The sequence below is a fragment of the Ignavibacteriales bacterium genome, from assembly GCA_026390815.1.
Classification (GTDB): domain Bacteria; phylum Bacteroidota; class Ignavibacteria; order Ignavibacteriales; family SURF-24; genus JAPLFH01.
Map to the genome: position 1 here is coordinate 40797 of JAPLFH010000015.1, position 21616 is coordinate 62412.

A 21616-nucleotide genomic window follows, 5' to 3' on the forward strand; every position below is an offset into this window, starting at 1 on the left:
AATTTTTCCTTGAACTTAGTCTTTACCTTAGAATAAAATTAAAATGGAAAACGGCAAACCTCACATACTCATTATAGATGACGAGAAAGGACTTAGACTCGGTGCTAAGCGACTTCTTGAAAGTGAAGGCTATGTTGCCGAAGCTGTTGAAAGCGGTATGCTTGGACTTGAACTTGCAAAAGAAAAAGAATTCGATTTAGCCTTAATAGATTTAAAAATGCCGGATATGGATGGCATCGAGGTGTTAAAAGAAATAAAAAAGATCCAGCCAAATATTGTTTGTTTCATGGCAACAGCTTATGCCAGTTATGAAACAGCAATCGAATCAACTAAACTTGGCGCATACAGTTACATTCCAAAACCATTTACACCGGAAGAGCTTTTACAACAACTTGAAAAAGGTTACGAAAAACGATTGTTGATATTGGAAGCAGAACGTTTGAAAAAGGAAAGAGAGGAGAGACTTCTTGAAGTTGCTTATGAAAAATCACGATTAAAAACTATAATCAATTCTATCACCGAAGGTGTTCTGGTTGTTAATAAAACTGGCGAATTAGTTTTATTTAATTCCAGTGCTGTAAAATTTCTTGATCTGAATGTTCTGTTCATCGGCGATGTTATTCTAGACATTCTTCCGAAAGAAATTGTAAAACTCATCAGAAAATATATTGAATCTGATTCCTTCATTCCAAATTCCTATTCTACACAAATTGAATTAAAACCAAATAAAGAATTAATTGTTGAAGCAACCTGTTCACCAGTTCCACACGCTGATGGATCCTTAGCAGGAATTGTAACAGTAATAAAAAATATTACTGAACAAAAAAAATATGAGGAAATAAAATCGCAGTTTGTTTCTATGGTTGCGCACGAACTTAAAGCCCCAATGGCTGCGGTAATTGGTTTTATAAAACTTATTCTTGATGATAGTATTGGTGTTACCAAGGAACAGGAGGTTGATTACCTAAACCGTTCTTTCAACCGCCTGCAAGGTTTGCTTGCAATGGTGAATGATCTGCTTGATATTTCCAGGATGGAATTGAAAAGTAAGCAGCGAGAAATTAAAGAGCTGGATGTAGTTGCTGTTCTCAATTCTACAATTGAGTTTATGGAATTTGAACTAAAGAAGAAAAATATAACGGTTAATCTTGTAACTGATACATCATCAACAAAATTGAAAGCTGATCAAAATGAAATAACAAGGTTGTTTACAAATATTTTAAGCAATGGAATTAAGTACAATAAAGAAAATGGTTCTATCAATATAATTGTAGACCGATCAGAAAATTATTTGACGATAAAAATTGCTGATACCGGTATTGGAATGATATCAGAAGAAAAAGCTAAACTATTCCAGGAATTCTACCGTGCGAAAAATGAAAAAACACGCAGCATCAGCGGTACCGGATTGGGTTTATCAATTGTAAAAAGAATTGTTGATTCTTATAACGGCAAGATTAAAGTTGATAGCGAGTATGGTGCTGGAACAACATTCGTAATCTATTTTCCAATTACACAATAGAGGTTGTGAAAAAAATTTAATAACTAAAAAGACAGATTCATCTAAATAAAACTTAATTAACAAATTAAAAATCGGAGAAATGTTATGGCACTTATAGCGCTTATTGATGACGATCCGGATATTATCGATGCAAGTACACTTGTATTGAAATCGAAAGGATACGAGGTTATCACTGCTTCTAATCCAAAGGATGGTTATGATATTGTAGTTAAAAACAAACCCGACTTAATCATTCTTGATGTAATGATGGACGAGCCGGATGATGGTTTCTTTTTAGCACAAAAATTCAGAAAAGAAAACATTCATACTCCAATCCTGATGTACACTTCTGTATCCAAGGCGATTGGTATGGATTACGCCGCTGGCGAGCTTGTTCCTGTTGATGACTTTGTAGAAAAACCAATTTCACCAGAAGAACTCATCCAGAAAGTAGAAAAACTATTAATTCACCACCACGTGAAGGAGTAAGATATGTTAGTATTAGAAAAAAATACTTTAACCGAAGAAATAGAGCGCCTGATTGAGCAGTTTGGATGTGACAGAACTTCCTTACTTCCTATTCTTCAAGCAATTCAAAAAAAACATAAATACATTTCCGATTTTGCTCAGCAGGAAGTTGCCCGTTTGCTTGATATTCATCCTGTTGAAGTTTACAGTGTAATTTCTTTTTACTCATTTCTTTCATCAAAACCGCAGGGCAGAAACATTGTTAGGTTATGCCAAACAATTACATGCGATATGTCAGGTAAAGAAGCAGTTGCAATGGCTGTTGAAAGAGAACTCGGAATTAAATTTGGCGAAACAACAAAAGATAAAAAAGTTACTCTTGAATACGCAAATTGTTTGGGAATGTGCGATCAGGGTCCTGCAATGATTGTGAACGACAGAGTTTTCAGCCATCTTACGCCGGAAAAAGCTGTTCAAATTCTTAATGAGATTAAATAGGAGTTAACATGGAAAATATAGGAATTAAAACTCCACGCGATGGTGTTGTACTTTTTACAAAATATAATCGTGGAGAAGGAATAAAAAAAGCACTTGAACTTGGAAGGGAAAATGTCCTTTTCGAAGTACGCGAATCAAAATTAAAAGGAAGAGGCGGGGCAGGATTTCCAACAGCTACAAAATGGATGTTAGTTGCAGCCGCAGTTGGAGATGCAAAATATGTTGTTTGCAATGCAGATGAAGGTGAACCCGGTACATTTAAAGACCGAGTATTGCTTCTTGAATATCCTGAACTTGTTTTTGAAGGAATGGTAATAGCTGGCTTTACAATTGGAGCAAAATTAGGAATACTTTATCTGCGCGGTGAATACGAGTATATGCTTCAACCGCTGAAGGATTATCTTGAAGTGATGAGAAAAGATAACCTGCTTGGAGAAAATATTCTTGGTTCTAATTATAGTTTTGATATTGTAATTCGTCTTGGATCCGGCGCTTATGTATGCGGAGAAGAAACTGCATTGATAGAATCGCTTGAAGGTCATCGTGGTGAAGCGCGTAACCGCCCACCTTATCCTGTTAATACCGGCTTTTGGGGCAAACCAACCACAGTTAATAATGTAGAAACACTTGCTTCAGTTCCACACATATTAATTAAAGGTGGAACTTGGTATGCAAAACATGGTACTGATAAATCAACTGGTTCCAAGTTGTTATCTGTTTCCGGTGATTGCGAAAAACCTGGAGTTTATGAATTACCATGGGGAACAAAGATTAAAGATTTATTAGAGATAGTTGGTGCAAAGAATACGAAAGCAGTTCAGATTGGTGGAGCTTCCGGAATTTGTGTTCCTAAATCTCAATTTGATAGAACACTTGCTTATGAAGATGTTGCCACAGGTGGCAGTATTATTATTTTTAATGAAAGCAGAAGTATGTTAAAAGTTCTTAAAAATTTTCTTGAATTCTTTGTAGAGGAATCTTGTGGACAGTGTACACCATGCAGAATTGGGAATGTTAAACTACTTGAATGTGTAAAGAATATAGAAAAAGGTGTTTATACTTTTGCCGAAATAAACAAGATGAAAGAATTAGGCAAAACAATGCAGGTTGCTTCTAAATGCGGATTAGGGCAATCCAGTCCAAATGCATTCCTTTCAATCTTAGAAAATTTTAAAGAAGAATTATTCAACAAAAATGGATTCGGAGGCAGGAATGGAAAGTAAAGATAAATTAAGAGCGCCGGTTAGCCAGAAGGCTCACATTGTTGAAAAGCCAAAAGATACCAGTGCAATTGGCGGTAAAGTAACAATTGAAATAAATGAAAAGAAAATTTCTGTTCCATTTGGTACTACAATTTTAGATGCTTGCAAGGAAAATCAAATTCATATTCCAACATTGTGTCATCATCCGGATTTATGTGTAGCCGGTGTTTGCCGTATTTGTGTTGTGGAAGTTGAAGGAATGAGAACACTCCAGGCTTCCTGCGCTTTTCCAATTACAAATCCAATTAAGATTAAAACATCTACTCCGATGGTAAGAAAAGCCCGCAGACATGTAATCGATTTACTTTTAAGCGAGCATTATGGTGAATGTTATTCCTGTTTCCGAAATCAGAATTGCGAATTGCAAGATCTGGCAAAAGAATATGGTGTTGATGAATACAACTTTGGACATGTTACTAAAGAAAAATATGAAGTTGATAAATCCTCAGCTTCAGTTATTCGTGATATGAACAAATGCGTTCTATGTAAACGCTGCGTAAGAACTTGCATCGATCTTCAGGAGGTTGGTGTGCTTGAAGCTATTAACCGTGGGCACGAAACACGCATTGGTACATTCCTGGATAAACCGCTTGCTGATGTAATTTGTATTAATTGCGGACAATGTATTAACCGTTGCCCAACTGCTGCTTTAAGAGCAAACGATCCTTCTGATGAAATTTGGGCTGCTATTGATGATCCTACAAAGCATGTAGTTATACAAACTGCGCCATCACCAAGAGCTGGGATTGGAGAGGAATTTGGATTAGAACCAGGTAACTCTCTAACAATGGAAATGAACACTGCATTAAGAAGAATTGGTTTTGATAAAGTGTTTGATACAAACTTCACAGCTGATTTAACAATTATGGAAGAAGGAACCGAGCTTCTTTTAAGATTGAAGCAAGCTTTAGTTGAAAAAGATTCCAATGTTAAACTCCCGCAGTTTACTTCTTGTTCACCAGGCTGGGTAAAATTTATCGAGCATTTTTATCCAGAATATTTAGATTATCTCTCAACTGCAAAATCTCCACAGCAAATGTTTGGTGCATTAATAAAAACTTTTTATGCAAAGGAAACTAAGATTGATCCTGCAAATATTGTTTCGGTTGCACTTATGCCTTGCTCAGCTAAAAAGTTTGAATGCAACAGACCAGAGATGACAGCTTCCGGTTATAAAGATGTTGATTATGGATTAACAACCCGCGAATTGGCAAAGATGATTAAAGAAGCTGGTATTTACTTACCAGAAATGCCCAAGAGTCATTTTGATGATCCATTTGGTGATGCATCTGGTGCAGGTTTAATTTTTGGTGCTACTGGTGGAGTTATGGAAGCTGCTTTAAGAACAGCTTACGAAATTGTAACAGGCAGACCAGTTCCATTTAAGAACCTTAACATTGAACCCTGCCGTGGATTTGATGGAATCAAACAGGCATCTGTTAAGTTAGAAGGTTGTGTACCGGCTTGGAGTTTTCTTGAAGGTGTTGATTTGAAATTTATGGTTGCTCACGGAACTGCGAACGCCAAGAAAGTTATGCAGATGTTACAAAAAGGTGAATTGAAAGATGTTCACTTTATAGAAATTATGGCATGCCCTGGTGGTTGTATTGGTGGCGGGGGTCAACCAATTCCAACTTCAATGGAGATAAGGAAGAAACGCGCACAAGCAATTTATGCAGAAGATGAATCTCTTGCACTTAGAAAATCTCATGAAAACGAACATGTAAAAAGTATTTATGAGACATTCTTAACAGATGGACCTTGCGGACATTTATCGCATAAACTATTGCACACGCATTATATTAAGCGTGGAAAGTATATTGCTTAACTTTAACAAGAGCCGGAAGAAAAATCTTCCGGCTTTCTTTTTGGTAAAATAAATGAATTATCGATTGATGGAAACTTGACATGCTGCATCCAATATTCTATTATTCCAGTGCTCTTTGGCAGTTGTTAGTACTTTTATTGTTAAATTCATTGCAATAGGTAGAAAATGGTTTCACTTGTACCATCCTGGGCGAAACATAATGATGAATTTTGGAATGCCATAAAAAAACGTAACCTATGGTTTATTCAGCTAAGATATGGTGCTGTTGTACTTCTTGTATTTCTTTTAATTGGTGTAAAATTTATTCTTCAACTACAATTAACAGAAACACAGCTTACCGCAATCATTTCAATTACTATTTGCATTCTTATTTATAATGTTTTGATTCATAAGATCAGACCCAAGATAAAACCAACAGGAAAATTTAATAATCTGCATCTTTCACTTATGCAAATGATTTTAGATTTGCTTGCTCTTACCTTACTAATTTACTATTCCGGTGGCATAGAAAATCCGCTCTATATGTTTTATATATTTCATATGATCATAGGAAGCTTGATACTACCTGGGGCGGTTATTTATACAATTGCTACAGTAGTTGTTATTTCTCTTTGGATGATAGCATTATTGGAATATAATGGAATTTTAATCCACCATGGTATTGCTGGGCTATTTTCACAACCAATTTATACCAATCACAATTATTTGCTGATGATTCTTTTCGTTTTTACAATTATGATGTACCTGAGTGTAGCAATTGCCAACAGGATCGCTCATCAACTTTACCAAAGGGAGCAGCAATTGAGAGAATCACTGAATAAATTGAACGAAGCAGAAAAAGCAAAACAAAGATATGTAATTGGAGTTGTGCACGAAATTAAAACTCCAATTGCTGCTGTAGAATCTTTTATTGAATTGATACTAAAAAATTATGTTGGTCCAATAAGCAAAGAAGTAGAGGAAAAACTATTAAGAGTTAAAATAAGAACAAATGAAGCTATCAAAATGATTAATAATGTGCTTCATATATCCAAGCTAAAGTTGCTTGATGAAATTTATGATGATGAAATAAATATTGTAGAAATAGTTGAAGGATTATTATCCAAACAAAATATTATTGCAGAATCAAAAGATATAAAATTAGAGTTTGAAAAATATTGCGATAATAATTCCAAAATTTTTGGTGATGCTGTGCTGCTGGAATTGGCGCTTTCAAATATCATTAACAATGCATTAAAATATGTAAGTTCAGGTGGACGAGTTGAAATAAGTCTAAAACCAGATGGAGATTATTGCCTTATTGAAGTTTGCGATAACGGAATTGGTATCCCAGAAACTGATCAGAAAAAAATATTCGAAGAGTTTTATCGTGCTTCAAATATTAAACATAAGGGATATGAAGGAACCGGTCTTGGGTTGTCTCTTGTAAATCAAATTGTAAAACGCCACAACGGAAATATTACAGTACAAAGTCCTTCTCGACTTCAAGACAAAGATAGACCTGGAACTTGTTTTACTATTAAAATACCTGTTAAAAAATTACCATCAGAAGAAGTAGTATTTACTAATTCTAATCTGAATTTGGAGAGCAAAATAATCTAAACCCTGCTGTATCCACACGAATTTTGTAAACTGCGTTTGTTTCATCTTCAGTAATGTAGAGAGTTTTCATATCAGCATCTGCAAATTCCAGGTTGCTGGGTTTTTTACCCGGTGTAATTATTTTTTGTTTAATTGAACCATCAGGTTTAACCACGTAAATTGCTTTACCACCAAAGTGTGCCACATATAAATTTCCTTCAACATCAAAAGCAATTCCATCCGGATCACCACCAGGAAGAATAATAAAAACTTCCGGCTCACCAAAAGTACCATCCTTTTTTAATCTAAATTTTAATACTCTTTCTTTTGCGGATTCACAGACATAAACAAATTTAGCATCGGGAGAAATAGCAATTCCATTTGGGAAACATAATCCAGTGTAAACAGGTTTTACCTTTTGTGTTTTCCTGGAAATCTGGTAAACAATTCCATCAGGATTGTTTTTATCATAAGATTTAGGATCTGTAAAATATAAATTTCCCTTACTATCAAATGCTAAATCATTCGGACGGTTAAATTTTTTTCCTTTATAACCAGAAGCTAATGAAAAACATTTCCCATCCATTGTAAATTTTAATATGGCTCCTTTTCCATATTCACAGGCATAAAGGCAGCCATCTTTATTCACAGTTAATCCATTAGTTTTTTCAAAACTGAATGGGGAAGAGGGAGCCACAATAAATGTATCGGGTTTTCCATTTCTTATTCTCGTTACCCAATTTCCATTACAATTGGAAACATATAAACTTCCTCTTCCATCCCATGCCGGTCCTTCAGGAAATTTTAAACTATCAGCTACTTTTATAAAATGGTGGTTTTCCGGTAAACTATCTTGTGCAAATGAGATTGTAATTGAAAATATTATTATGGTTAAAAACATAATAAGAATTTTTGTATTCATAAAATTATTTCTTTATTAATATTATTACTTAGTGCAAAAATATGAATTGCGTTGCATAATAAGAAATTAAAAATATTATATTGGTGTTGTATAGGAAAATAGCTTTTACTAACTTTACACCCGTAAGAAAGAAGAAGACAAACATTTGTCTTTGGCGCGTTCGTCTAGAGGCTTAGGACGCCGCCCTCTCAAGGCGGAGATCGCGGGTTCGAATCCCGCACGCGCTACTAAGTATTTAACTTTTATTGTTCCTGCTTATGCCTGTTTATTTATGGGTTAAGCAGGAATCTTTTTTTTATAGATGATAAATGAAACGATTTGAAAAACATATTTTCATTTGTGAAAATAAACGACCAATTGATCATCCACGTGGTTGCTGTTCAGATAAAGGTTCGCACGAAATAAAAGAAAAATTTAAATCCCGATTGAAAGAATTGGGATTAAATGCAACGGTTCGTGCCAATACTTCCGGTTGTTTGGATGCTTGCGAATTTGGACCTTCTGTTGTAATTTATCCTGAGCAGGTTTGGTATGGCAGAGTTAAACTGGAAGATGTTGAAGAAATAATCCAAAGCCATATTTTGAAAAGCAAACCTGTTGAAAGATTAAAAATAATAGATAAAAGATTTAATAGAGATGGCGAATAAAAAAGAAATACTTCACGCAAAAAAAATATTTGATCAGCTAAAGAAAGAATATCCGGTTGTAAAAGTTGCTCTCGATTTTGCAAATCCTTTCGAGTTGCTTATTTCAACAATACTTTCCGCACAAAGTACAGATGTTAGAGTAAACATTGTAACGGATGACCTATTCAAAAAATATAAGTCACCAAAGGATTATGTATCTGCTCCGCAGGAGGAGTTGGAAAAAGATATTTTCTCAACTGGATTCTACAAACAAAAAGCAAAAAGTATTAGAAATTGCTGCCAGGTTTTAATCGATAAATTTGGAGGAAAAGTTCCAGCAAATTTTGAGTTGCTAATTCAGTTACCTGGAGTTGGAAGAAAAACTGCATCGGTTGTTGCTGGAAATGGTTTTGGAATTCCTGCTATTGCTGTAGATACTCACGTTATCAGACTTTCTAATTTACTCGGCTTGGTAAATACAAATGATCCGGAGAAGATAGAACTCAAACTAAAGGAAATGCTCCCAGAAAAAGATTGGATAAATTCTTCACATTATCTTGTAACACACGGAAGAAATATTTGTATTGCAAGAAAACCAAAATGTGTTGATTGTATTATTGGAAAAATATGTCCAAGTTTTAATCCATTACCAACCACAAAAGTTAAATAGAGGTTTATTTGGAAAATCCAGCATCTAACAGAGATTTTTGTTTATCATTATTAAAAGAATACACAAGAAGTGAAAGTTTGTTGAAACATGCTTTTGCAGTAGAAACTTGTGTTAAAGCTTATGCTGCTAAATATAATGAAGATGAATTGTACTGGGGGAATGTTGCGTTGCTTCACGATTTTGACTATGAACGTTTTCCATCTGCAACTGAACATCCATATAAAGGTTCAGAAATTTTAGCTGAAAAAGGTTTTGATGAAAACTTCAGAAAAACTATTTTATCGCATGCCGATTATACAAATGTTCCAAGAGAAACTATATTAGCAAAAGTACTTTATGCCTGCGATGAACTTTCCGGTTTCTTAACTGCTGTTGCTTATGTTAGACCAAGCAAATCAATTGATGAAGTGGAAGTAAAATCTGTTAAGAAAAAATTAAAAGATAAAGCGTTTGCTCGTACAGTCAGCAGGGAGGATATTCAGAGAGGTGTTGAAGAGTTAGGTGTTCCGATTGACGAGCACATTCAATTCTGTATAAATGCAATGAAGGGGAAAAAAGAGTTGTTGGGACTTTAATTTTCTTTAGAATTTATAAATTATGACTTGACATTGACTACCATTGTTTGCTATTTTTGAACAAAACATAAAGGACCGCATAGAGAATTTTGCTACTATCTTTCAACAGTTGAGTTAGTTTATCATCTAAAACTCCAAGTTATTGGATTATAGTTGTAATAATCATGAAAAGCAAAATCTCTTTAATATTTTTACCATTCTTATTTACTATTCTTTGTGCTCAACAAGATTTTAAAGTAATATCTTCATCGAAAAATTCATTGATCATTGAATATAAACCGCATTACGATTCATCTTACGTTCAAATTAACAATGAAAAATATCTTAAGTTAAGTTTAAAAATTGGCAACCAACAGTTGAATAGTGAACCTGGTTTGCCAGAAATACCTGTTAGGGTAATGACTGTTGGTGTACCTTCAGAAACCGGAAATACAATTCAAGTTATTGGATCTTCATATGTAGAAAAAAATGCAAAACTTTCGCCAGTTCCTAAAGCAATTATGGAAGATGGTTTGTTGTATTATTCTTATGATGTGAAGGAAAATTATTCTCAGAAGTCTGCAAGTGAATTAGTTAGTTTTAGTGATTTTGGTTTAACAAGAAATCTTCCTGTTCAATCAATCACTATTTCTCCAGTTCAATTTGAGCCTATACAATATGTAATAAGATTATATACGAAAATTATTTTTAGGATAAACTTTGCAGCTTCAAAATCTGCTGCTAATGTTGGCACAGATGATTTTAATAAAGATGCAGTAATAAATTATGGTGTAGCTAAAAATTGGCAGATTGAAACATCTTCATTATTAAAGAAACAAATTGTTAATAACAGTGTGCTATCTTCCGGAAAGTGGTATCGGTTTGAAACCCCGGATGAAGGAATTTATATAATTAACAAAACAACTCTGGCAGCAATTGGAATTGATCCTGCAACAGTGGACCCACGAACAATAAAAATTTATAATAACGGTGGCAAGGTTTTATCAGAAAATATTTTAACAGCTCGCCCACAGGATTTAGTTGAAAATGCAATTTTTGTTAATGGGGAATCTGACGGGAAATTTGATGATGGTGATTATATTCTTTTTTATGGCAGAGGAATAAATTTTTGGGAATATGATGCAACTACTAAAAAAGTTATTCGGTTTTATCATAATTATTCCAGGCAAAATTATTATTGGATTACATATGGTGGTAATACCGGTAAAAGAATGGAATCCAAATCAAGTTTAAACTCCACACCGGACAATACACAACTAACTACAGATGCTTATTACAGTTGGGAAGAAGATAAAGCAAAAATACTGCCTAGCGGCAGATTATATGTTGGAGATGAATTTACTGAGGTTCAAAGAGTGAGGCAATATCCAATTAAACTGGATGGTATTGTAAGCGGTTCAACAGTCTCTTATCGTTTCAATTTTGCCAACAGATCCGAACTGGATGTTCCATTAAAAATTGATGAGAACGGAACAAATATTTATTTTGGAACTCTGTTTGGACTTGGTATAGGGAATCTTGAAAACGCAGAAGGATTACATGGAACTCAATTAACAATCAATACTTCTTTTCACGGGGCATTACCAGATGATAGAAGTTTGCTTAGGATGGATTATGAACCAACCCGTTCTCCTTCGATTGGATACTTGAATTATTATGAAATTTATTACAATAGGAATTTAACTGCTGCAAATAATGAATTACAATTTTATTCACAACCGACTCCCGGAATTACTGAGTATCATTTATCCGGATTTCCATCAAGCGACATTAAAATTTTTGATATAACTAATTTTTCTGACGCGAAATTAATTTCTGAAACACACATTAGTGGAGGCGACTGCGTTTTTCAATCTTCTGAAGTTAATAATTCAATTAGCAAATATTTAGCAATTGGTAATTCAGTTTACAAAACACCAATCAATTTTACTTCAATTGATAATTCCAATTTGCATGGAATTGCAGATGGAGCAAAGTTTATCATTATTACAAATAGCTTATTTAAAGAGCAAGCTGAAAGATACAAGGTTTATAAAGAATCAAATTCTCTTACAAAAATGTCCACAGTTGTAGTGGAAGTGGATAAGATTTTTAATGAATTTTCCGGTGGTTTGCAGGATGTGAGCGCCATCCGTGATTTTATTAAATATGCATATGATAACTGGAATATAAAACCGGAATATGTTCTTCTTTTTGGTGATGGCGATTATGATTATAAAAATGTTGAAGAGAAAAGTCAGAATTTTGTAATTCCTTATGAATCACTTGATTCTTTTAGCGCAATTGGTTCATATTGTTCAGACGATTTTTACGTGTACGTATCGGGTAACGACAGGAAAGTGGATTTAGCAATTGGAAGGCTGAATGTAACAACTGTATCAGAAGCCAAAGATATGGTTGATAAGATAATCCGTTACGAAACTCAATCAGAGTTTGGTTTATGGCGAAATCTTATTACGCTGGTGGCGGATGATGAGATTGGCGCAAAAAAAACTGATGAAAGTTCACTTCACACAGGTCAATCAGAATCTTTAAGTTCTTCCTACATTCCTTCATCTTATGATCAAAAGAAAATTTATTTGACAGTTTATCCAACAGTTGAAACAGCAATTGGAAGAAGAAAACCTTCTGTTAATAAAGCTATAATAGAAGCTGCTAATGAAGGGACTGTTATTATGAATTGGATAGGTCATGGTAATCCCGATGTTTGGGCTCACGAATATGTGTTTGAAAAGAGTGTTACTATTCCACAGATGCTAAGCGATAAATATTTCTTTTTAACAGCGGCTACTTGCGATTTTGGAAGGTATGATGTCCCTGGAATCCAAAGCTCCACAGAATTAATGATTCTTAAACCTGATGGCGGTTCTATTGGTACTTTTAGTGCTGCGCGTACAGTTTACGCTCAAGATAATGCAGCCATCAACCAGGAGTTTTATTCAAATCTGTTCCGGAAAGATTCCTTGAATCTCATCTCTACAATTGGTAAGGCTTATTACCTTACAAAACTTGAATATTTCGCAGGAATTTCTAATAATGATTTAAAATTTCATTTATTTGGTGATCCAACATTAAGATTATTGGTCCCGCAATTACCGTCAAAAGTTGATTCTATAAATGGATCTGCATTAACTTCTAAAATAAATATCAAAGCATTATCAAATATCAAAATTGATGGAACTGTTAGAACTCCGCACGGGCAATTGGATAATAACTTTAATGGTGAGGCAGTAATAAGCGTTTATGATTCTGAAAGGTTAGTACTATTAACAAATATGCATAATTACCCGATGACTGTGCAGGGTGGTGTGATTTATAAAGGAAGAGTATCAGTAATCAACGGGAAATATTCAACTTCGTTCATAGTTCCTAAAGATATTTCCTACGAAAATAAATCTGGGAAAATTGTTGGTTATTTAAGTAATTCTTCAAGCGATGCAATTAGTTTTTCAGACAGTATAATTGTTGGAGGTACTGATTACTCAATTACTGATGATAAAAAAGGACCAGAAATGGAAATTTCCTTTGATAATGCTGCATCTGAAAATTCTTATTTAGTAAATTCAGATTGCACTTTGTTGGTTAAGCTTAAAGATCAAACCGGACTTAATACAACCGGTAATGGTATTGGTCATACACTTTCTGGAATATTGAATGAGAATGAAAATGCACCATTGGATTTTACAAATTATTTTGTTGGAGATTTGAATGCTAATGGTAAATCAGGTTTTATCAAATATAACTTCTATGGATTGGATTTTGGTGATTATAAAATTCAGGTAAAAGCCTGGGATGTTTTTAATAATTATTCTTCTGCAGAAAAAACTTTTACAGTTGTAAATGGCAGCGACCTTGTATTAAGAGATGTTGTTAATTATCCAAATCCATTCAGATCAAACACAACGTTTACCTTTCAACACAATTTATCTCAACCTGTTAGTCTAAAAATAAAAGTTTATACAGTAGCTGGCAGATTAATTAAAGCATTGGAGGAATCAAATATTTCTGATAAATTTGTAAAGGTTGATTGGGATGGACGTGATGATGATGGAAACACAATTTCTAATGGGGTTTACCTTTATAAACTTATTGTTAAAACTCTCGACGGAAAATTAAATAGAGAAGTGCTGGGTAAACTGGCGGTTATTAAATAGTTAATTTGTTATTTAGATTATTATTGGAGGATCGATATGAAAGTCTTATTAAGACTTGTTTTAGTTGGAATAATTGTAATTGGATTCAATAAAATTTCCTTTGCTCAAGGCGGAGAATCAGCAGTCCCATTTCTGCTTCTTGCCCCGGATTCAAAGTCTGGTGGATTAGGCGAATCGGGTGCTGGTTTAGCTGATAATTCTTCAGCAATTTTCTGGAATCCTGCTGGACTTGCTTTCCAGACAGGTACTGAATTGAGCATAACACATAGTAACTGGCTTCCTCAATTTAAGTTGGATTTGTTTTACGATTATTTAACCTACAAGCAATATATGGAAGAAGTTGATGGTACAATTTCTGGCAGTATTACTTATATGAATTTTGGCGAATTCATTCAAACCGGGGAAACAGGACCAGATGAAATTGGAAGGTTCAGATCTTTTGATGCTGCATTAACTCTTGGTTATGCAACAAAATTGCACCCAGACTGGGGACTTGGTTTAAACTTCAGAGTAATTCACAGCAGGCTTTCCGGAAAAATTAAAGTCGGCGAACAGCTTGGAGAAGGAAGTGCAACATCAGTTAGTTTTGATATTGGAGGAATGTGGAGACCATCAAGTTTAGTTATTCCATTTACTGATGAAGATCTTGGCAATCGATTTAGTATGGGAGTTAATTTAAGCAACATTGGACCCAAAATTTATTACATCAACAAAGCTCAGGCGGATCCAATCCCAACAAATTTTAGGTTAGGTTTTGCTTATAAAATTCTTGATGATGAATATAACTCCTTAATTTATACACTGGACTTTAGCAAATTGCTGGTAAATAAAATTAAAACTAAAGTTGTTGGTGTGGGAGTAGATGGTAAAGATTCCACAATAACGATAGGCGATAGAGATGAGTTTTATAAAGCTATTTTTACAGCTTGGGGAGACCAGCCATTTAGTGAAGAACTTAGAGATATTATAACTTCGATGGGATTAGAATTTAATTATGGAAAGCCAGGTGATTTTCTTTTTGCTTTAAGAGCCGGTTATTTTTATGAAGATCCAGCTTATGGCAATAGAAAATTCATAACATTTGGTGCTGGTATCCGTTATGATTTGTATGGATTTGATTTCAGTTATCTAACTACTTCAGTTTTTAAAGGTGCAGAAAATCATCCTTTGAATGATACAATGCGATTTACTTTACTAATAGGCTGGGGCGCAACTGTACAACCAAAAGGATTACCACGCGGAATATAATAATTATGCGATCACTCATTCTAACTTTTCTAATTTGTTTGGGCAGTTTATCTGCCCAAACATTTATTGGACGAATCAATCCTTTTCCGGAATCAGCACCATCTAAAATATCTTTTGGTGATACGCTAAAAATTTTAGCAGTAATGGCAGATTTCCAGGAAGATAAGGATGCAGCAACTTATGGAACTGGAAAATTCGGATCAATTTATTCTTCGGATTATGGAACAAAAATATTAGATCCTTTACCACACGATAAAAATTACTTTCAGAATCATTTAGAATTTGCAAAAAATTATTTTAGAAAAGTATCCAAAGGTAAAGTTACAATTGGATACGAAATGCTTCCGGATATTTTCACTGTTTCCAAAACAATGAGAAATTATTCTCCACCAACTAATTCTGACGATTTATCAGCTTTGGGTAATTTCTCTAAAGAAATCTGGCAAATTGTTGCTGCTTCTAATCCTTCAATTAAATTTTCTGATTATAATATTTTCTTAATCTTCCATTCTGGTGTTGGAAGAGATATATCTTCCACCGGAAGTCTTGGTACTGAAAAAGATTTACCTTCAGTTTATCTTAGCGATAAAGCTTTAAAAAATATATTTAATGGTGATTTGACAGGACTTCCGCAAAACAAGGAAGGAAAATATAATACAATGATCATCCCTGAAACTGAAAGCAGGGAGAGTACAAGTTTTGATATTAGTTCTCTACTTCAGCTTTCAATTAATGGATTGATCGTATCAAGCATTGCCAGCCATATTGGATTACCGGATTTGTTTGATACAAAAACAGGCTTAAGTGCTATTGGGCGCTTTGGGTTGATGGATGGACAATCAATCTTTACTTATTCCGGGGCATTCCCTCCGGAACCATCTGCCTGGGAAAAAATTTATTTGGGCTGGGAGCAACCGATTGAATCAGGTATTGACAGCAAATCAATTAGCATTGTAGCAAACCTTGCTGCAACATTAAACGATACTACCATTTTAAAAGTGCCAATCAACTCTACAGAATATTTTCTTGTGGAAAATAGAAACCGGGATGTAAATAAAGATGGCTCAAAGATTTCCTATGTTGTTGGTAATGAACTTAGAACAAAAATATTTCCAAATGATATGACGGGATTCTATAGCTGGAATATTGATTCCTTAAGTGGAGTAATTACTGATGTAGATGAATATGATTGGGCTTTGCCGGGTAGTGGTATTATTATCTGGCATATTGATGAAAATGTGATAAATGCAAATTTAGCTGATAACAAAATCAATATAGATAAATTTCATCGTGGAGTAGATGTAGAAGAAGCAGATGGAGTACAAGATATTGGTGAAAAATTTCAAACGATTTTTGGTTATGAAGTAATTGGAGAGGGAACCGAGCAGGATTTATGGTATAAAGGAAACAAAGCAAAACTTTATAAAAATAAGTTTACTAAAGACACACAGCCAAACACAAACTCATACTCAGGTGCAAATAGCTTAATTAGTTTTACAGAATTTTCTCCAATAAGCAACAGGATGAGTTTTAAGTTGAGTTGGGGGGATTCTCTAATCAAACCGGTTATTAGCAGGCGATTACTTAATAATAATTCAATTATTGTTTCTGATGAGAGTAATCCAAGAATATATTCAATTTCCAATAATTACATTTTAGTTTTAGCAAATGACGGAAGTATTATAGATTCTGTTACTGTTGGATCTATTAATCTCAGCTACTCCGCATTGATTAATAATAATAATTCAAATATTATTTTATTTTCTTCATTCCAAAATTCAACGGGCAAAGGAATATTATCCATACTTGTTGATGATATTAAAAGTAATAAAAGAAGTTTATACAATCCGATAATTCAATCTTTTTCATCTCTACCTGTAATTAGAAATACCTCGGATGGAAATTATGAAGTGGTTTTAGGTACGGATAACGGCAAAGTATATTTTTATTCATTAGAAAGCTTGATTAGCAATCAGGTTCCAGTTCCAACAGATAGTTTAATTCTGGAACCATATTACAATATCTTTAGAATAGCAGCGGATAAAGATTTTTATTCTCTTTTATTATCGGACAATAGAGTGGAAGGATCTCCTTCATCAACTTTATATGAATCTTCGGGAAAATATTTTCTTTTAAATGGACAGGAAGGGGATTTAGTTTTGACTAAGGATAAATCAGGGAACTATCAAACAATAATTGGTCTTTATGAAGACAAATTTTATTTGATCCAAAATGGAAAGCAAACAACCACTTTTAATTCGGCAACTTCACCTACAGGTAGTCGCAATGTTTTTTCAATGGGTGATTTATTAGGAGATGGAAATAATTATATTTTTTCCGTTAATAGCGGAAAGCTGGAAGCATTAAATTTAACCGGCGGGCAGGCAAACAATTTCCCATTTATTGATCCTCAAGGTATTGGCTTTGAAGGAACTCCGTTGATTGTTGATTTTGCAGGTGATAATAATTCAGAAATTATAACCTATACCCAGGACGGAAGAATCTTTGCAATTGATGGTGGAAGTGGGAAAGTAGTTAATGGTTTTCCAATTTCTGTAGGAGAATCTTTAAGTTCTACACCAGTATTTTTTAATGATAATGGTAAGGCATCACTTGCAGCTATAACTAACACCAATCATCTTTATGTTTGGAATATTAGTTTAGTTGCAGGAACACCATATTGGGCAAGTGAGAATGCGGATAATTTAAATTCTTCTTTCGTTCCAGCGGCAAGTTCTGCAAACGCTATTAATTCTTTCTTTCCAAAAGAAAGAGCTTACAACTGGCCTAATCCTGTTTATGAAGATGTTACAAACATAAGATATTTTGTTGGAGAAGATTCTAAAATAAATATTAAGATTTTTGATCTGGCTGGCGGCTTTGTAACTGAGTTGAATGATTTTGCCCGAGGTGGATTTGATAACGAAACAGTATGGAATGTTAAAGACATACAGAGCGGAGTATATTTTGCAAGAGTTGAAGCGTCAGGTTCATCCGGCAAAACAGAAAATAACATAATTAAAATTGCAGTCATCAAATAATACATACATTTACAAATTCCATCTGCACAAGATAAAATAATCTGTGTTATAATTTTTATTTATCTACAAATAAAAATTGATGATACAGATTGAGCGGATAAACATCGATATAAAACAAGTATGAAAAAACTTTTATTCCTGATTCCCGGCATGATTTTTCTAATTAACCTAAAGTTGTTTTCGCAATTCACTGAGTTTCATCCAGAATTGAATTGGCAGACGATAAAAGGGAAGCACGTTGTGGTTCATTACCACGAGGAAGCTGAAAGATCTGCAAGGACAGTTTTGAAAATTGCTGAAGAAGTTTGGGGTCCGATTACATCGCTTTATCAGTATGAACCTGAAACAGTTCACTTTGTTATAAAAGATATTGATGATTACTCTAATGGTGCTACTTATTTCTTCGATAACAAAATTGAAATCTGGGCTTCAGCATTGGATTTTGATTTGCGTGGTTCGCATAACTGGTTGCGGAATGTTATCTCGCACGAATTTACTCACATGGTGCAGATTCAGTCATCGCTTAAAACTTCCCGCTCATTCCCGGCATTGTATCTTCAGTTTCTAAATTATGAAGACAAAAGAAGACCAGATATTCTTTACGGTTTCCCAAATGTTATTGCCTCTTTTCCTTTAGCGGGAATAAACGTTCCAGCTTGGTTTGCGGAAGGTACAGCCCAATATATGCGGAAGGAATTTAATTATGATAACTGGGATACGCACCGCGATATGATTTTAAGAAGTTATTCCCTCGATGGGAATATGTTAACCTGGAATCAAATGGGTGTGTTTGATAAAACGAGTCTTGGTAATGAATCAGTTTACAATTCTGGTTTTTCACTTACTCGCTATATAGCAGAAAAATACGGAGAAGATAAATTAAGACAAATCAGCAAAGCTCTTGGTAGCTTCGGTAATTTCACCATCGATGCCGCTATTAAGGATGCAATTGGGAAAGACGGCAGGGAAGTTTATGATGAATGGAAAGATTATCTTACAAAAGATTATGAAAAGAAAATTTTTGATGTTAAAACAAATTTGGTAACTGGAGAAATGATTGGTAAAGAAGGATTTGGAAATTTCTATCCAGCTTTTTCATCCGATGGAAGCAAAATTATTTATTGCTCGAATAAAACTAACGATTACTTCAGTCTATCTTCGCTTTATCTTTATGATCTGGTAACAAAAAAAGAGAAAATGATTACACCGGAAATTCGTTCAACATTAAGTTGGATCCCAAACATTAATAAAATTGTTTATGCCAAATTAAGTGAAGATAATCCTTCCTGGACGAACATTCATGATCTTTATTTCTATGATCTTGATAAGGAAGATGAAACAAGATTGACCAAAGGGATGCGAACAAATCAACCATCTGTTTCTAAAGATGGTTCCAAAATAGTTTTTGTTTTCCAAAAGGATGGAACAACAAACATTGGAACGGTTGATATTGACGGTAAGAATTTTAAACGACTTACTTTTTTTGAAAACGGCGAACAAGTCTTTAATCCAAAATTTTCTAATGATGACAAATTTATTGTATTCGATTATGCTTATACAAACGGACGCGATATTGCCAAAGTAAATCCAGATGGTTCTGGATTTGATTTTTTATTGCAATCAAAAACTGATGAACGAAATCCTGTTTTTGGAAAAGATGGAAAGCTTTATTATTCAAGCGATGAAACTGGCATATTTAATATTTACTCAATGGATTTAATCACCAAAGAAAAACATCAACTTACAAATGTTATTGGCGGCGCGTATATGCCGGATGTTAATTCAAAAGGTGAAATTGTTTATTCCGGCTATACTTCTGAAGGATACAAAATATTTTTGCTCCCAACTGAAGAACAAGTTAAAGTTGATTCCTCAAAAAAATATCATTCAGTTGAAGAATCCGAATTATCAGTACAAAAGAAAAATAGTGATATTCAGAACTTCGATCTAAATGGACTTGTTAATTATAATGATAAAGAAATCCAGGATTACAAGAGTGAGAAATATTCCGGAGCATTTACAAAGCTTACATTTTTTCCATTCATTCGATACGACAACTACAACACTTCCAATAAAGCTTACGAAAAAATAAAACCGGGACTTTACATTTCATCTACAGATATGCTCGATAGATTTTCGTTGTTTGCAGGCGGCTCAATAAACTCACGTTGGGAGCGCGACCTTTTTCTAACATTCAATTATAGAAACAAACTACCATTGCTTTTTAATATAGGAATCAAACCAGAACTATCTTTGGAAGTTTACAGCATTTCCAGGAAAGCAAGTGCGGATTTGCTTGATGGTGTTGATACAACCAGTACAGGTGTTGTGACATATGATCTTAAAATTCCAATCGATGTTACATATGATCTTTTTGAATTTGATATTGTTGCCAGCCATAGAATATTTAGCCGAGGAAACGATTTGGAGTTTAGGTTTATTTTCAGTCAGTACAAAAGCACTATTGGAAGTTTTGTATACAAAGATGTAGATCAAAATGCTCAATTATCCCAAAAATTTATTGATACGTATTTAATTGGTCGGAATTTCCAGGCAAAGTACAAACATACTGCCTGGCTTCCTTACGTTGATGATGATATAAATCCTGTAGGTAGAGAAGTTGAATTGCAGTATAACTATGAGATGAATAATTTTAATCCCAATAGTAATTATGAGATTAAAGATGGAGTAATAAAATCCATTTATGATAAATATAATTTCCATCGCCTGGAATTGAATTGGAAAGAAAATGTTCAGTTATGGAAAGGACACACAATTGCTGCACGTTTTAGGGCTGGTTCAATTTTAGGTAAAACAATGCCAGACTTTTTTGATTATTATCTTGGCGGTTTAATTGGAATGAAATCGTATCCGTTTTATTCAATCAACGGAAATAGAGTTGGATGGTTAAATTTAACTTACAGGTTCCCACTTTTCAAAAATATTGATTATAAGTTCGGAATGTTTTATTTGGATAAAATATTTCTTTCAGTATATGGAGATTTGGGAAATGCATGGAATGAGAAAATGCCAAGTTTAAATACATTTAAAAAAGGTGCTGGTGCAGAAGTTCGTTTCAAGCTAAATTCCTTTTATTTGTTTCCAACAAGTGTATTTGTAAATGCATCCTATGCATTCGATGAAGCAAATAGAACAGTTAGAAATGAATTAGTTAAGTACGGAAAAGAATGGCAGTTTTATGGCGGCATCCTTTTCGATTTCAGTTTTTAAGTATTTTCAAG

The 21616-nt window shown here is 34.0% G+C and carries 14 protein-coding genes and 1 tRNA gene; 14 read left to right on the plus strand and 1 reads right to left on the minus strand.

The genetic code is table 11. The features are described 5' to 3' along the window. Window positions 1-43: 43 nt before the first annotated feature. The 6 genes from NTX22_06320 to NTX22_06345 all read left to right on the plus strand — a co-directional run bounded on the left by NTX22_06320 (window position 44) and on the right by NTX22_06345 (window position 7159). The gene (locus tag NTX22_06320) at window positions 44-1522 is read left to right on the plus strand and encodes a response regulator (GenBank protein MCX6150119.1); all 1479 of its coding nucleotides are present in this window, start codon (window positions 44-46) and stop codon (window positions 1520-1522) included. A gap of 84 nt (window positions 1523-1606) precedes the next feature. Next, window positions 1607-1990 carry a response regulator gene (locus NTX22_06325; GenBank protein ID MCX6150120.1) on the plus strand — a complete coding sequence of 128 codons (384 nt, stop codon included), beginning with the start codon at window positions 1607-1609 and terminating at the stop codon, window positions 1988-1990. A gap of 3 nt (window positions 1991-1993) precedes the next feature. Then, window positions 1994-2467, plus strand: coding sequence for an NADH-quinone oxidoreductase subunit NuoE (gene nuoE, locus NTX22_06330; GenBank protein MCX6150121.1), 474 nt, complete (start codon window positions 1994-1996; stop codon window positions 2465-2467). An 8-nt stretch (window positions 2468-2475) separates the two neighbouring features. Then, entirely contained in the window at window positions 2476-3690 is a 1215-nt protein-coding gene (locus NTX22_06335) for an iron hydrogenase (GenBank protein MCX6150122.1), read from the plus strand. Further along, on the plus strand, window positions 3680-5557 hold the full coding sequence (locus tag NTX22_06340; GenBank protein MCX6150123.1) for an NADH-dependent [FeFe] hydrogenase, group A6: 1878 nt from the start codon (window positions 3680-3682) through the stop codon (window positions 5555-5557). The genes NTX22_06335 and NTX22_06340 overlap by 11 nt, the downstream gene beginning before the upstream one ends. A 165-nt stretch (window positions 5558-5722) precedes the next feature. Then, window positions 5723-7159, plus strand: a complete 1437-nt coding sequence (locus tag NTX22_06345) for a HAMP domain-containing sensor histidine kinase (protein ID MCX6150124.1) — start codon at window positions 5723-5725, stop codon at window positions 7157-7159. Here NTX22_06345 and NTX22_06350 read toward each other — a convergent pair. Beyond that, window positions 7128-8060, minus strand: coding sequence for an SMP-30/gluconolactonase/LRE family protein (locus NTX22_06350; GenBank protein MCX6150125.1), 933 nt, complete (start codon window positions 8058-8060; stop codon window positions 7128-7130). The genes NTX22_06345 and NTX22_06350 overlap by 32 nt on opposite strands. A gap of 153 nt (window positions 8061-8213) precedes the next feature. Between NTX22_06350 and NTX22_06355 the strand changes: the two genes are divergently transcribed. From NTX22_06355 to NTX22_06390, 8 genes are all read left to right on the plus strand, one after another. Then, window positions 8214-8287: transfer RNA gene (locus tag NTX22_06355), tRNA-Glu, on the plus strand. 81 nt (window positions 8288-8368) lie between these two features. Next, window positions 8369-8707, plus strand: a complete 339-nt coding sequence (locus NTX22_06360; protein ID MCX6150126.1) for a (2Fe-2S) ferredoxin domain-containing protein — start codon at window positions 8369-8371, stop codon at window positions 8705-8707. Then, a complete protein-coding gene (gene nth, locus NTX22_06365; GenBank protein MCX6150127.1) occupies window positions 8697-9356 on the plus strand; it encodes an endonuclease III in 660 nt (219 codons plus the stop codon). Before NTX22_06360 ends, nth begins: the two co-directional genes overlap by 11 nt. Before the next feature lie 8 nt (window positions 9357-9364). Then, complete coding sequence (locus NTX22_06370) at window positions 9365-9931, plus strand: HDIG domain-containing protein (protein ID MCX6150128.1); 567 nt, start codon at window positions 9365-9367, stop codon at window positions 9929-9931. Window positions 9932-10095: 164 nt separating this feature from the next. Next, entirely contained in the window at window positions 10096-14085 is a 3990-nt protein-coding gene (gene porU, locus NTX22_06375) for a type IX secretion system sortase PorU (GenBank protein ID MCX6150129.1), read from the plus strand. A gap of 36 nt (window positions 14086-14121) precedes the next feature. Beyond that, window positions 14122-15333, plus strand: a complete 1212-nt coding sequence (porV, locus tag NTX22_06380) for a type IX secretion system outer membrane channel protein PorV (GenBank protein ID MCX6150130.1) — start codon at window positions 14122-14124, stop codon at window positions 15331-15333. A 5-nt stretch (window positions 15334-15338) separates the two neighbouring features. Next, window positions 15339-18374 carry a T9SS type A sorting domain-containing protein gene (locus NTX22_06385; GenBank protein MCX6150131.1) on the plus strand — a complete coding sequence of 1012 codons (3036 nt, stop codon included), beginning with the start codon at window positions 15339-15341 and terminating at the stop codon, window positions 18372-18374. A 120-nt stretch (window positions 18375-18494) separates the two neighbouring features. Next, a complete protein-coding gene (locus NTX22_06390; GenBank protein ID MCX6150132.1) occupies window positions 18495-21605 on the plus strand; it encodes a biopolymer transporter Tol in 3111 nt (1036 codons plus the stop codon). The last annotated feature ends 11 nt before the right edge of the window (window positions 21606-21616 follow it).